A 14,170-nucleotide genomic window follows, 5' to 3' on the forward strand; every position below is an offset into this window, starting at 1 on the left:
ATGCCTAAATATGTTATTCGCATCATGATGATGCTTTTTTCATTTTTCTGGGGAATAACAACATATGCCGAATCGCCTTGGCAACCGTTACCGGAAACAATTCATAAAAGTGAACGTGATTTTCGTGAGTATAAAGCTATCCAACTGAAAAATGGCATGACAGTTCTGCTGGTTTCAGATGAAAAAGCGGTTAAATCATTGGCTGCTGTGGCAATCCCCGTTGGTCATATGCAGAATCCGGCTAATCAGCTTGGACTGGCGCATTATTTAGAACATATGGTGTTGATGGGGTCTAAACGATACCCTCAGCCTGGCAGTTTTGCTGAGTTTTTGCAGAAACACGGGGGAAGCCGCAATGCCAGCACCTCAGCCAACCGTACAGCCTTTTATCTGGAGGTGGAGAATGGATCTTTGACAGAAGCGACCGATCGTCTCTCTGATGCGCTTGCGGAACCTTTGCTGGATCCTGTAAATGCTGATCGTGAGCGTAATGCGATTGATAACGAGATGACAATTGCTCGTGCCGGAGAAGGGCATCGCATCTGGCAGATCCGTTCGGAAACCTTGAATCCGGTTCATCCGAATTCCCGTTTTGCGGGGGGAAATCTGGAAACCCTGAAAGATAAACCAGACAGTAAGTTACAGACTGCACTGGTTGACTTTTATCAGCGTTATTACTCTGCTAATTTGATGAAAGGCGTCCTGTATGGCAATCAGCCGATAGAAAAACTGGCTCAGATTGCAGTAGATACCTTTGGTCGTATTCCGAATCGACATGCTTCAGTCTCTGCCATCACAGTTCCGGCGATAACAGATAAAGAAAAAGATATCATTATCCACTATGTGCCATCTAAACCTTATAAATCGTTGCAACTGGAGTTCAGTATTGCTGACAACAGCGCAGATTTTCGCAGTAAAACTGATGCCTATATTGGCTATCTGATTGGTAATCGCAGTGCGAATACTCTGTCTGACTGGTTACTGAAAAAGGGACTGGCCGAAGGGATCAGTGCCAGTGCCAGCCCGAAAACAGATGGTAATTCTGGTTCATTTGGTATTTATGTCACATTGACAGACAAAGGGCTTGAACAGCGTGATCAGGTTATTGCTGCTATCTTTTCTTATATTAACCTGCTGAAGCAAAAAGGTATTCAAAAGAGCTATTTTGATGAAATGACCAAAGTATTCAATTTGTCATTCCAGTATGCCTCAATCGTACGGAATATGAGCTATATTGAATCGTTAGCTAATGCCATGCTACATGTGCCTGTTTCTCATGTGCTGGATGCTGGCTATCTTGCGGATGAATACAACCCTCAGGCTATTGCCAGCCGTTTGGCGCAATTGACACCTGAGAATGCCCGCATCTGGTTTATCAGTCCGAAAGAGCCACATAACAAAGAGGCTTATTTTGTTCAGGCGCCTTATCAGGTAAATAAAATCACTCAACAGCAGCGTGCGGAGTGGCAAAAACTGGAGAAAGAGATTTCATTCTCTTTACCAGAATTAAACCCTTACATTCCTGATAATTTGTCCCTGATTAAGACATCTGGCAGCCAGAAACATCCTAAAATGATCCTGGAACAGCCGAATGTGCGTCTGCTGTATATGCCAAGCCAATATTTTGCCGATGAACCTAAGGCAAGTATCGCATTGGATCTGCGTAATGCTGATGGTATGAAGAGCGCCAAAGAACAGGTGACTTACGCTCTGTTGTCTTATTTGTCTTCTCTGGCACTGGATCAGCTTGGTTATCAGGCATTAGTCGGAGGTCTGGCGGTTACAACTGGATATGCGGATGGGTTGCAAATCGGGGTATATGGTTATACTCAACATTTACCTGAATTGTTAACTTCTGCTATCAGCCAGTATATGGCATTTACACCAACCTTGACTGAACTGGGACAAGCGAAGTCCTGGTATCGTAACCAATTGGAAATCTCCAATGAAGGCAAAGCCTATGAAATGGCAATGCAGCCGATTTCTTATTTGTCTAATGTTCCTTATATTGAGCAGGCTGAACGCTTAAAAGCACTGGATAGCATCAACGTTGATGATATTGTTAAATACCGTCAGAAGATGATCCAAAGCTCTGCTTTACAGGCGATAGTCTTCGGTAATTTAACCGAAAAACAGGGTATTGATATTGTTACATCTGCACATAAGCAGTTTGCCAACCAGGGTACTGTATGGTGGAGTGGCGAAAATATCGAATTGAAGCGTAATTATGCCGTTAATTTTGAAGGCACAGCCAGCAGCACTGATAATGCACTGGCGGAAGTCTACATCCCGACGGGATATGATCGCATTAACGGATATGTCTATTCTAATCTGCTAAGTAGCATTTTATCGCCTTGGTTTTATGATCAATTAAGAACAACAGAACAATTGGGCTATGCTGTTTTCGCCTTCAATACAAGAGTAGGTGAACAATGGGGGCTTGGCTTCTTGTTGCAGAGTAACAGCAAACAGCCAGATTATCTGCACCAGCGTTACCAGAGTTTCTATCAGCAAGCTGAGAAAAAATTGCAGACAATGTCTGATGCAGATTTTAACCAGTATAAAGCAGCATTGTTGACAGAGATGCGTCAGCCACCACAAACGTTTTCTGCGGAAGCATCCCGTTACGGCAGTGATTTTGGTCGTAATAACTTCAAGTTTGATTCAAGAGAGAAAGTGATTGCCTCCCTTGAAAAAGTGACGAAAGCACAATTGATTGAATTTTATGATAAAGCAGTCATGAAGCGTCAGGGTTTAGCACTGATTTCACAAATTACAGGGAAGAAAGGCTCGCTTCATCAATATGCAGAGTTGAAAGGCTGGAAGACTTACCCGAATGTATCCGCTTTCCAGAAACAATTACCGGTTAAGGTGAATGCTCAGTGAGCACAGAAATACCCCGTAACATAACGTCTCATAAACTTAACCCGTTAACATTGCCGCTGCATGGTCAGCGGCTGATTGAGGCTTCAGCAGGTACGGGAAAAACCTATACGATAGGTTTACTCTACCTGCGTTTGTTACTCGGATTAGGCGGCAATGCCGCCTTTTCCCGTCCGCTTAGTGTTGAAGAGATCTTGGTTGTAACATTTACCGAGGCAGCGACGGATGAATTGCGCGGGCGTATTCGTGAAAATATCCACCAGTTGCGACTGGCGTGCATTCGGCAGGATAACTCGGTGAATGATCCGGCTTATCAGCAATTGCTGGCAGAGATCCCCGATCGGCAAAGTGCGGCGGATTGGTTACTGGCTGCTGAACGTCAAATGGACGAAGCGGCAATTTACACCATTCATGGCTTCTGCCAGCGTATGTTGGTGCACAATGCATTTGAATCCGGCATTCTGTTTGAGCAAACGTTGATTCAGGATGAATACCCACTTCGAAAGCAAGGTTGCGCTGATTTCTGGCGGCGTCACTGTTACCCGTTATCGTTATCAATGGCGACGGTGATCAGTCAGGAATGGAGTGGGCCAGAAGCCTTGTTGGAAGATATATCCGATCATCTGCGAGGGGATATTCCTTTTATCGTTAACGCGCCGGATGGTGATGAAACCTTAGTCAGCCGCCATGAAAAGATCATTGCTTTGATCGACAGGGTCAAACAGCAGTGGAATGAGGTTGTACAGGATTTACAAGCGCTGATTGATAACTCTGGGGTGGATAAGCGTAGTTACAGTAAGAAGAATTTACCTAATTGGCTGAATAGTGTTTCTGAGTGGGCTAAATCGCAAACCAGAGATTATCAGCTTCCTAAAGACTTGGATAAATTTTGCCAGTCAAGACTGGAAGAAAAAACCAAAAAGGGTGAAGTTCCCCGACATCCTATATTTATTGCTATTGATGATTTATATCAGCAACCACTGACCTTACGGGACATTATCATCTCCAAAGCGATTGTTGAAATCCGCCAGTCCATCAATCAGGAAAAACTGATGCGTGGGCATATGGGCTTTGACGACTTGCTGACGCGATTGGATATTGCTTTGAAACGTGAAGGTGGAGAAAAACTGGCGGAAACCATCCGGCAACGTTACCCCGTTGCGATGATCGATGAGTTTCAGGACACTGACCCGCAGCAATACCGAATTTTTCAGGCCATATATCGTCATCAAGCGGAAAATGGTTTGTTGTTCATTGGTGACCCCAAACAAGCAATTTATGCGTTCCGCGGGGCGGATATTTTCACCTACATTCAGGCGCGTGCCCAAGTGAGTGCGCATTACACGCTGGAAACTAACTGGCGTTCTTCCGCTCCGATGGTACAAGCGGTCAATAAGTTGTTTTCCCATACAGACCGTCCGTTTCTGTTTGACCAAATTCCGTTTATTCAGGTCAACTCAGCAGAGAAAAATCACAACCTGAAATTCTTGATCCATGAGCAGGAGCAAACAGCCTTGCAGTTCTGGTTCCAGTCTGGAGAGGGTGTTTCAAAAAGGGATTACGAACAGGGCATGGCACGATTGTGTGCTGCCCAAATCAGAGATTGGTTACTGGCAGGGCAGGAAGGGAGTGCGTTGTTGCAGCGGGGCGAAAAAAATCGGCCTGTTACAGCGGCAGATATTACGGTACTGGTGCGTAATCGCCGTGAAGCCGCACTGATCCGTGATGAGTTGAATGAATTACAGATCCCGTCTGTCTTCCTTTCCAATCGTGAGAATGTATTTGATACACCGGAAGCTAAGGACTTGCTCTGGCTTTTGCAAGCGGTGTTATCACCAGAAAAGGAACGTGTACTCAGAAGTGCATTAGCCAGTAGTTTATTTGGTTTAAGTGCCCGGCAGATTGATCAGCTAAACCATGATGAAACGGCATGGGATAAGCTGGTGGATGAGTTTGACGGTTATGCCCGGTTGTGGCGCTCACGTGGTGTTTTGCCGATGTTACGGGCGGTCATGGGAAAATACCGGATTGCAGAGAATCTGTTGGCAGGATATGACGGTGAGCGTCGTCTGACTGATATTATGCACATCAGTGAACTGTTGCAGGAAGAATCGTTGCAATTGGATAGCGAACATTCAGTGGTTCGCTGGCTGGCACAACAGATTTCCCGTCCTGATCCACAGCTGGAAAGTCAGCAAATGCGTCTGGAAAGTGATAAACATCTGGTTCAGATTTGTACCATCCACAAATCAAAGGGGCTGGAGTACCCTTTAGTCTGGCTGCCTTTTATTTGCAGCTTCAAAAAACAGGAACGGGCCATTTATCACGATCGTCAGAATTTTGAAACCCATTTCAGTATCTTTGAGGATAGTGAAAAGCTGGCATTAGCCGATGAAGAACGGTTGGCGGAAGATTTGCGTCTGCTCTATGTGGCCTTAACGCGGGCGGTGTATCACTGTAGTGTCGGTATTGCGCCATTGATTCAGGGTAATAAGAAAAAAACCGGGGATACGGATTTACATCTTTCCGCCCTCGGTTATTTGGTGCAAAAAGGGCAGAAAGGTGATGCAGAGTTACTGGAACGCAGCTTAAATGAACTCAAAGATGACAATATTCAGGTGATACCGACAAAGGACATCGGGGATGAAAGATGGGAACCCAAAAGTGAAGATATGCTATTGCTGGTTGCCAGAAAATTCCGGCGTTCCATTCGGGATGACTGGCGGGTGACCAGTTATTCCGGCTTACAGAGTTCGATTTCCCATAATGGCATCAGCTCTCAGGCTCATGCCAGTGTGTTTGGCGAATCAGCAGAAGTGATTGTCCAATCCATTGCCCCGAAACTTGATATTGACGTCCGTGGTGAAAAACAAGTTGAACCATCATTACTGATGACACCGCATACTTTTCCGCGCGGAGCATCAGCCGGAACGTTCTTGCATTCAGTTCTGGAAGATCTGGATTTCAGTTCCCTGCCGGATCAGATTTGGTTGGCGGAAAAGCTGGCAACCGCAGGTTTTGATGAGAGCTGGGCATCAGTATTGCAGCAATGGATGACAGATATCCAGACCGCAGAGTTAAATGAACAGGGGATGCGGCTTGCTGATATTCCACATTATCACCGACAAAACGAAATGCAGTTTTATCTGCCAGTTGATAATTTACTGCGTGCCAACGCACTGGATGCCTTGACTCATCGTTATGATCCCTTGTCAGCACAGTGCGATCCTTTGTCCTTCCACCAAGTCAAAGGCATGTTGAAAGGGTTTATTGATTTAGTGTTTTGCTGGCAGGATAAGTTTTACGTGGTGGATTACAAATCGAACTGGTTGGGAGAGAGCAGTGAATCATACACTCAGAAAGTTATGGCCTCAGCCATGATAGAGCATCGGTATGATTTGCAATATCAACTCTATACGCTGGCACTGCACCGTTATTTACGCCATCGGTTGGCAGACTATGATTATCGGCAGCATTTTGGCGGGGTGATATATTTGTTTCTGCGTGGCATTGATAACAATAATCCCGGACATGGTATTTATCGCTATTTGCCACCCGTTGAATTTGTTGATGCACTGGATGCGCTCTTTAGTACCGTCGATTGTACTGTTGACTGTATAAACGATGACTGTGCAACTGATGAGGAGCAAAGTGCATGAGAGCAGTTATGAACGGAATAATGCCACTATTGCAGCAAGCTGTTGCCCAAAAATTGCTGCGTCCGTTAGATGTGCAGTTTGCCTATGCGATGATTAAAGATGAAAATCCATTGTTATTGCTGATCACAGCCTATTTGAGTGCAGAAACGGGGGCTGGTCATGTTTGCTTGCCTTTGAACAGGATCTCACCTGAACATTTATTTGAAGGGCGACACCCTGAGTTAGTGGCATTACTGTGGACTTTCGTAGGAGAACCCAATCAACAACAAATGATTGCTGCCTTGCAGGCATGTCCGGCAATAGGCGATGGGCAATCTCCCACACCGATAATACTTTCTGGTTATAGCCTTTACTTGCAGCGGATGTGGCAAAGTGAACGTCGGATAGCCGCGTTTTTTGCTGATGTGGCATTGGCTGATGATATTGATGAAATACAGCTACGGAACATTTTAGATGAGCTTTTTGGTGTTGTTGAAAGTGAAATCGATTGGCAGAAAGTGGCAGCAGCAGTTGCTGTCACCAGTCGTATTTCTGTTATCTCTGGTGGGCCGGGAACCGGAAAAACGACGACAGTAGCGAAGTTGCTGGCTGCATTAATTAAATTGAATGAAGGAAAGCCATTGAGTATTCAACTGGCGGCTCCTACAGGGAAGGCGGCTGCCAGATTGACTGAATCGCTTGGTGAGGCTGTCAACAAACTTGCTTTGACAGATGAACAGCGGCGGAATATCCCTGAGCAGGCACAAACCATCCATCGCTTGCTGGGAGCACAGCCTGAAAGCCAAAAACTCCGTTACCACCGTGATAATCTGCTTACCCTTGATATCCTGATTATTGATGAAGCCTCCATGGTGGATTTATCAATGATGGCGCGTTTGATTGATGCCTTGCCAGCAAAAGCAAAAGTGATTTTCCTGGGCGATAAGGATCAGTTGGCTTCTGTAGAAGCGGGAGCAGTATTGGGAGATATCTGTCGTTTTGCTGAACAAGGATACAGTATCGATCGCGCAAAACAATTGACGAAGTTAACGGGTTGTCAGTTAGTGTCATATTCGGTGTCTGAGCCAAAAGATATAACTCTGGCAGTGCGGGATTGTTTATGTTTGCTGCGTAAAAGCTATCGTTTTAATGCTGCCTCTGGTATCGGGCAACTAGCTTCAGCAGTCAATCAGGGAGATAGTAAGCGTGTTGCTGCTGTATTAAGGCAATCTCTGCCTGATGTGGATTTTAATCCCCTTGCAGAGGATGAAGACTATCAGCGTTTGTTGATTGAAACCACAGAAGGTTATTACCGTTATTTGGCGCTGGTGGATAAAAAGGCGTCTGAAAAGGCCATCCTGGCCGAATTTAACCGCTTCAGATTGTTATGTGCTTTAAGAGAAGGGCCGTTTGGTGTCAGTGGATTGAATCAGCGAGTGGAACAATTGCTGCATCGCAAGGGAATGATTGCTTTACCCAAATATACGGGAAATCAGTTTATGGAGAATCGGGGCTACGCCGGACGGCCGATCATGATCTTGCGTAATGACAGTACATTGGGGCTGTTTAATGGTGATATCGGTATTATGCTTAAGGATCAGAATCATGAGTTGAAAGCCTATTTCCAGTTATCTGACGGGCAGATAAAATCTTTTCAGCCAAGCCGTTTGCCCTTGCATGAAACGGCTTATGTAATGACAGTGCACAAATCACAAGGTTCTGAGTTTGAGCATACTGCATTAGTATTGCCGACCCAGTTTTCACCTGTTGTTAGTCGGGAGCTGGTTTATACGGCTTTAACCCGTGCCCGTAAGAAATTGACGTTATATGCACACAAGGTGGTTTTGTCCAAGGCTGTTGCGACACCCACTCAAAGGCGGAGTGGGTTAGTAGATTCGTTCCTTTGCTGCCGTGACGCAACTTGAAATCCATTGGGTATATATGTGGGTGCAGTTATGTCAATGCTTTTTCAGATCCAACATCAAAATTTTGGAACGGCGCTGGTAATTGTACAGCGCCTGTTTTTCTACTGGTAACATAGTAATTTCTGCGGGTTCAAAACCTTTTTCCTGAAACCAGTGAATACTTTGAGTTGTAAGGACAAATAATCTTTCCAGCCCGATTTGTTTGGCCTGATTAATAATAGCGCCTAATAATACCTCGCCACGTGAAGAATTTTGGTAATCAGGATGTACGGCAACACAGGCCATTTCACCGATTTTTTCCGCAGAATAAGAGTACAGGGCAGCACAGGCGATAGTGACATTATCGAGTTCTATCAGAGTAAACTTATCGATCTCCATTTCCAGTTGTTCCCGTGAGCGGCGAACCAGAGTTCCTTGCTGTTCCAGTGGACGGATCAATTCGAGAATGCCTCCGATGTCGTTGATATTGGCGCGTCGGATCTGCTCTGAGCGTTCCATAACAATTTGGGTTCCGATACCTTCGCGGGTGAATAACTCCTGGATTAGTGAACCATTTTCCTGAAAACTGATCAAATGACTGCGCCGAACTCCACGACGGCAGGCTTTAATGGCGCCACGTAAAAAACGTACTGTCCCGGAGGAGTAATCCCCGGAGCTCTCCAGTTTATTTAACAGTATTTCCCCCTCATTAGGGCGAATTTCTGACAAGGTATTCCCTTCGGGATCGGTGATACCTTGTGATGAACAGAATCCAATCAGTTTTTCGGCTTTTAATTTAATCGCCAGTTGTGAGGCAATTTCTTCGGTCGTCAGGTTGAAACTTTCGCCGGTAACGGAAACAGCAACGGGCCCGATTAATACAATGGAATGGTTATTTAACTGCTGATTTATGGCTTCATCGTCAATCCGGCGAATTTTGCCACTGTGGTAATAATCAATACCATCATCGATCCCTAAAGGCTGAGCGATGATAAAGTTACCGCTGACCACGTTAATATGGGCACCTTGCAATGGCGTATTACTGAGGCTCATGGAAAGTCGGGCTGTAATATCAAGTTGTAACACGCCAGCAGCCTGTTTGATAAAATCCAGCGTTTTAACATCAGTGACCCGAGTGCATTTATGATAAATCGGTTGATAGTGATGCTGAGTGAGGTTTTGATCGATTTGTGGCCGAGCACCGTACACAACAACCAAACGAATGCCGAGGCTGTGCAATAAACCGATATCATTAACGATATTCGGGAAGTTTTCATGGGCGATAGCTTCACCAACCAACATAATGACAAAAGTCTTGTTACGATGTGCATTAATATATGGAACCGAATGCCGGAAAATTTCGACCAATTCGGTACGGCGTTCTTTCATGATATTTCCCTCAATTGCATTTTTATTCGTATTTTTTATATTTTTATTCTTTAAAAGGGAAATGGCAAGGGGGAATATGGATAAAAACAAAGCTATTATTTGTATTGATATTTATGTTTGTTATCTATCAGGTCGCAGCTTTGTTGGCTACGCTGTATCTTGAAATTCATAGAGTACAGATGTTTAGATAGAAGAAAATGCTTTTTTTTGATGACAGTCCTTTTATAATTAATTAGAGTCTTCCACCTAACTGTCTCTTAGATAAAATTACTGCCCGGTTGTTTTTAAATGGAATAAATAATGAGTCATTCAGACCATAATTCTTCACGTCGCCGTTTGCTGAAAGGAGCAGCAGCTCTTTGGTTGTTAAGTATTAGCCCGATAGGCTATGCAGCAACGTCACAAGTGATTGCTGTGCGTATTTGGCCTGCATCAAGTTATACCAGGGTGACGCTGGAGTCTAATATTCCGCTTAAATACCGCCAATTTTCACTTTCAAATCCTAACCGGATTGTTATTGATTTGCAGGGTATTCAGCTCAATAGTGTCCTGAGTAGTATGGGATCGCAGGTTCAGCAGCGTGATCCTTATCTGAAACTGATACGAGCCGGGCAATTTGATCCTAAAACTGTGCGTTTGGTGTTTGAAATTAAGCAGCTGGTTGCGCCCCATATTTTTACTTTGCCGCCTATTGCGAAATTTAAGCATCGTTTGGTGTTAGATTTCTATCCAAAGGTAGCGAAAGTCAATGATGATCCTTTGCTGGCACTGCTTGAAGAGTACAACAGCGGAAATCTGGAAAAGCATATGCCACCGACAGAGAGGAAAAAAACAGGCAAGGCCGGAAAGAACAGACCAATTGTGATTATGCTTGATCCCGGTCATGGTGGTGAAGATCCTGGCGCTATCGGGAAATACAAAACCCGTGAGAAAGATGTTGTTTTACAGATTGCCCGTCGTCTGCAAGCCCTTATCAAACGTCAGCCGGGGATGAAAGTGTATATGACCCGTAATGAGGATATTTTTATTCCGCTGACAGTCAGGGTAGCAAAAGCACGTAAAATGCAGGCGGATCTGTTTATTTCCATCCATGCTGATGCCTTTACTAATCGTGCAGCTAGAGGATCTTCCGTATTTGCTTTGTCAACGAAAGGGGCAACCAGTAATGCTGCTCGTTTTCTGGCCCAAACGCAGAATGAGGCTGATTTGATTGGTGGGGTGAGTAAAAGCGGTGATAAATATTTGGATCACACCATGCTGGATCTGGTTCAGACTGCGACGATTAATGACAGCCTGAAATTTGGGGATGAAGTGCTCAAACGAATGGGTAAAGTGAATAAATTGCATAAGAACAGTGTTGATCAGGCGGGGTTTGCCGTATTAAAAGCACCGGATATTCCTTCTATTCTGGTTGAAACTGCATTCATCAGTAATTTGGAAGAAGAACGAAAACTACGTACTGCGAAATTCCAGCAGCAAGTAGCTGAATCTATTTTTGCCGGTATTAAAGCCTATTTTAAAAGTGGGGCAGAATTAGCACGGCGGTAAAATATCCGCCCCAAAAAATAAAATAGAGAGAACATTATCGGGTATTAAATAACTTGGAAAATATTTCAGAGTAGTCATCGTGGGATACATAATTCGTCCATAGATTTGATCCTAATCCTGTCCAGGGCGGAGAAGTGGGACGATCATCCAGCCAAAATTGTATTTTTGCAGCGACCTCAGGATATTCTCTGTGTCTGAAAAGCCATCTTAATTCTTTTCCAGTGATATTTTTATCGCGTTTATAAACTATAGTATCCATATTTATACCATCAAGTATAAAGTGGATATGTATATTATGGGTTAACTTACTATTGCTCATGCTTATCCATGATAATCCTCCTTTACATTTTCTCCCTATAGTTAAAAGATCATCCTCATTAGTCCCATCAGAACAATGTTCAATTACAGTATGATATTTATTATGTTTCTTCAAATGATCAAAAAAGTTATTTTCATATTTTCTGTATGTCCTGGATTTAGTGTACTTACAAAAATTGCGATAATCTTGCACAATGTTTTCAGCTTCAGTTTTTTCATCAAGGTTTTGCCAATCATTTCTATTATTTCTATCAATATAATCTGTCAAAAATGTACGTATTATATCTCGATCAGTAGGAGTTAAATATTGATCAATTACTCTTGGAGGATAAAGTTTTTTATCAATGTGAACTTTAGCAACGGCAAACTGAGGATGATTGTCAATATATTGACATCTGTGCTCAGCTAAACCATAGACTAAATCACCTCTAAAAAATTCTGTTCTAAAAGGAGGTCGAAATGGCATATTTCGTCCTTATTTAAAAATCTTCTGGATGAGTCATTTTAGCTCCCGTTTATCAAATAAGTGTATTTGATTTGTATTTTTATTTCATTTATTTTACCCATAGTGATATTTTTTACAAAAAATGTAATATTTGGTAATGTTTTTTTTAGGTTATTGTTACATCATCTATACTTCTGCTTTCATAAAGCAATAGCCAGCAATAGCCGCTGTGGTATCTATCAGGCAGGAAAATAATTAAGCAGAAATATCTACAAGTTGGTAACCAGTTAGGAAGACTAAGAATAGATGATATCTTGATGAGGAAATTGGTTGCGGGGGCCGGATTTGAACCGACGACCTTCGGGTTATGAGCCCGACGAGCTACCAGGCTGCTCCACCCCGCGTCCGTCTGCAAATGCTACGTTATATCTATAAAAACAGCATCGATAAAAACGATATCGAATTGGTTGCGGGGGCCGGATTTGAACCGACGACCTTCGGGTTATGAGCCCGACGAGCTACCAGGCTGCTCCACCCCGCGTCCGTCTGCAAATGCTATTTTATATCTATAAAAACAGCATCGATAAAAGCGATACTGAATTGGTTGCGGGGGCCGGATTTGAACCGACGACCTTCGGGTTATGAGCCCGACGAGCTACCAGGCTGCTCCACCCCGCGTCCGATGTCGGCACACTATACTCTGGATCGATTCCGTTGCAAGCTTTTTTGTTGATATTTACCAGTTTTGTTTGTTTTTGCTTAAAAATAAAGCTTGTTGTTTTATTTTTGTTCTCTTGTGATTTAAGCAGAGTAATCTATTTTTTTCTAACTACATTTTATTATTTATTGGGGTTTGATATTGTTCGCTGTCGGAACGGAATGGCAGGAGATAAAGCATAATATGAAACTTTGGGGCAAATATCTTTTATGTAGCGTTGTTGTTTCTCTGCTATCTGCTTGTCATTTGCGTCCGACGGAGCAAGGCCAGCAGTATAAAGATGGTCACTTTACCCAGGACTTCCGGCTTGTTAATACGCCAAACGCACAAGGTTCTCCCGTCAATGCCGGAGATTTTATCACTCAGGTCAAATTAATCAGCGAGTCTGCTCCCCAATTGTATGCCAATCAACGTGCTACCTTTAATGCCATCGAAAACTGGATGCAGTATGGTGGAAATATTCGCAGTTTAGCCCAGTTTGGTTTGCTCGCTTACCAGATGGAAGGTGAAGATAACTATGGTAACGTTAAATTTACCGGCTACTATACCCCTATATTGCAAGCTCGCCATATTAAACAAGGTGAATTTAGATATCCTCTGTACCAAATGCCAGATAAACGGTATTCCCCTTTGCCGGAGCGTGCGGCTATATATAATGGGGTTCTCGATAAAAGGTGGATCATTGGCTACAGCAACTCTCTGATAGATAATTTTTTGATGGAAGTACAAGGGAGTGGTTATGTGGATTTTGGTGACAACAATCCATTAACCTTTTTTGGTTACGGTGGAAAGAATGGTCATGTTTATCGCAGCATAGGTAAGGTGTTAATCGATAGTGGAAAAATTCCCAGGGAAGAAATATCGTTGAGAGCTATTCGGCAGTGGGCTGAAAAGCATAATGAATCTGAAGTTCGGCAAGTTCTGGAACAGAATCCTTCTTTCGTATTTTTTAAACCTGAACCTTATACCGCAGTGCGGGGAGCCAGTGCAGTGCCTTTAGTCGCAAAAGCTTCGGTAGCATCGGATAAGACATTAGTTCCTCCCGGAACGGTGTTGCTGGCGGAAGTACCAGTATTGGATAACCTCGGCAAGTTTACCGGACAGTACCGAATGCGCCTGATGGTGGCACTGGATGTCGGTGGAGCAATCAAAGGACCTCATTTCGATATTTATCATGGTGTTGGCAGCCGTGCCGGAGAAATGGCTGGTTTTTATAACCACTATGGACGTGTTTGGATATTGAAGAAAGCATTATCTGGCTTTTTGGCGGCAAACCAGTAAGATCCTGCTCAGTTTAAACAATCGATGACTTATCTCTGCCTGATAT

General features: G+C 43.7%; 7 protein-coding genes and 3 tRNA genes. 5 read left to right on the forward strand and 5 right to left on the reverse strand.

Going from position 1 to position 14,170, the window contains the following annotated elements; all coding sequences use genetic code 11:
• The 3 genes from ptrA to recD are packed head-to-tail and all read left to right on the forward strand — an operon-like array spanning window position 1 to window position 8,446.
• Entirely contained in the window at window positions 1-2,886 is a 2,886-nt protein-coding gene (gene ptrA, locus BDD26_RS08295; protein WP_115826221.1) for a pitrilysin, read from the forward strand.
• Window positions 2,883-6,542 carry an exodeoxyribonuclease V subunit beta gene (gene recB, locus BDD26_RS08300; protein ID WP_115826223.1) on the forward strand — a complete coding sequence of 1,220 codons (3,660 nt, stop codon included), beginning with the start codon at window positions 2,883-2,885 and terminating at the stop codon, window positions 6,540-6,542. Before ptrA ends, recB begins: the two co-directional genes overlap by 4 nt.
• A 17-nt stretch (window positions 6,543-6,559) precedes the next feature.
• The gene (recD, locus tag BDD26_RS08305) at window positions 6,560-8,446 is read left to right on the forward strand and encodes an exodeoxyribonuclease V subunit alpha (protein ID WP_211305512.1); all 1,887 of its coding nucleotides are present in this window, start codon (window positions 6,560-6,562) and stop codon (window positions 8,444-8,446) included.
• A 33-nt stretch (window positions 8,447-8,479) separates the two neighbouring features.
• Here the strand turns inward: recD and argA are convergent, their stop codons facing one another.
• Window positions 8,480-9,814, reverse strand: coding sequence for an amino-acid N-acetyltransferase (gene argA / locus BDD26_RS08310; protein WP_115826225.1), 1,335 nt, complete (start codon window positions 9,812-9,814; stop codon window positions 8,480-8,482).
• A gap of 300 nt (window positions 9,815-10,114) precedes the next feature.
• Here argA and amiC point away from each other — a divergent pair, with 300 nt between their 5' ends.
• Window positions 10,115-11,362, forward strand: coding sequence for an N-acetylmuramoyl-L-alanine amidase AmiC (amiC, locus tag BDD26_RS08315; RefSeq protein WP_115826227.1), 1,248 nt, complete (start codon window positions 10,115-10,117; stop codon window positions 11,360-11,362).
• 34 nt (window positions 11,363-11,396) lie between these two features.
• On the opposite strand, the gene BDD26_RS08320 is transcribed toward amiC, so the two are convergent.
• From BDD26_RS08320 to BDD26_RS08335, 4 genes are all read right to left on the reverse strand, one after another.
• Entirely contained in the window at window positions 11,397-12,146 is a 750-nt protein-coding gene (locus BDD26_RS08320) for a hypothetical protein (RefSeq protein ID WP_038259864.1), read from the reverse strand.
• 306 nt (window positions 12,147-12,452) lie between these two features.
• Window positions 12,453-12,529 (reverse strand) — tRNA-Met (locus BDD26_RS08325).
• 60 nt (window positions 12,530-12,589) lie between these two features.
• Window positions 12,590-12,666: transfer RNA gene (locus BDD26_RS08330), tRNA-Met, on the reverse strand.
• 60 nt (window positions 12,667-12,726) lie between these two features.
• A tRNA-Met gene (locus tag BDD26_RS08335) sits at window positions 12,727-12,803 on the reverse strand.
• Window positions 12,804-13,026: 223 nt separating this feature from the next.
• Here BDD26_RS08335 and mltA point away from each other — a divergent pair.
• Window positions 13,027-14,124, forward strand: coding sequence for a murein transglycosylase A (gene mltA, locus BDD26_RS08340; RefSeq protein ID WP_115826229.1), 1,098 nt, complete (start codon window positions 13,027-13,029; stop codon window positions 14,122-14,124).
• Window positions 14,125-14,170 lie beyond the last annotated feature (46 nt).

Source organism: Xenorhabdus cabanillasii (assembly GCF_003386665.1).
Taxonomy (GTDB): domain Bacteria; phylum Pseudomonadota; class Gammaproteobacteria; order Enterobacterales; family Enterobacteriaceae; genus Xenorhabdus; species Xenorhabdus cabanillasii.

Coding starts and splice junctions, on each gene's coding strand:
- ptrA (WP_115826221.1), top strand. CDS start 1: ATGCCTAAATATGTTATTCGCATCATGATGATGCTTTTTTCATTTTTC.
- argA (WP_115826225.1), bottom strand. CDS start 9,814: ATGAAAGAACGCCGTACCGAATTGGTCGAAATTTTCCGGCATTCGGTT.
- amiC (WP_115826227.1), top strand. CDS start 10,115: ATGAGTCATTCAGACCATAATTCTTCACGTCGCCGTTTGCTGAAAGGA.
- BDD26_RS08320 (WP_038259864.1), bottom strand. CDS start 12,146: ATGCCATTTCGACCTCCTTTTAGAACAGAATTTTTTAGAGGTGATTTA.
- mltA (WP_115826229.1), top strand. CDS start 13,027: ATGAAACTTTGGGGCAAATATCTTTTATGTAGCGTTGTTGTTTCTCTG.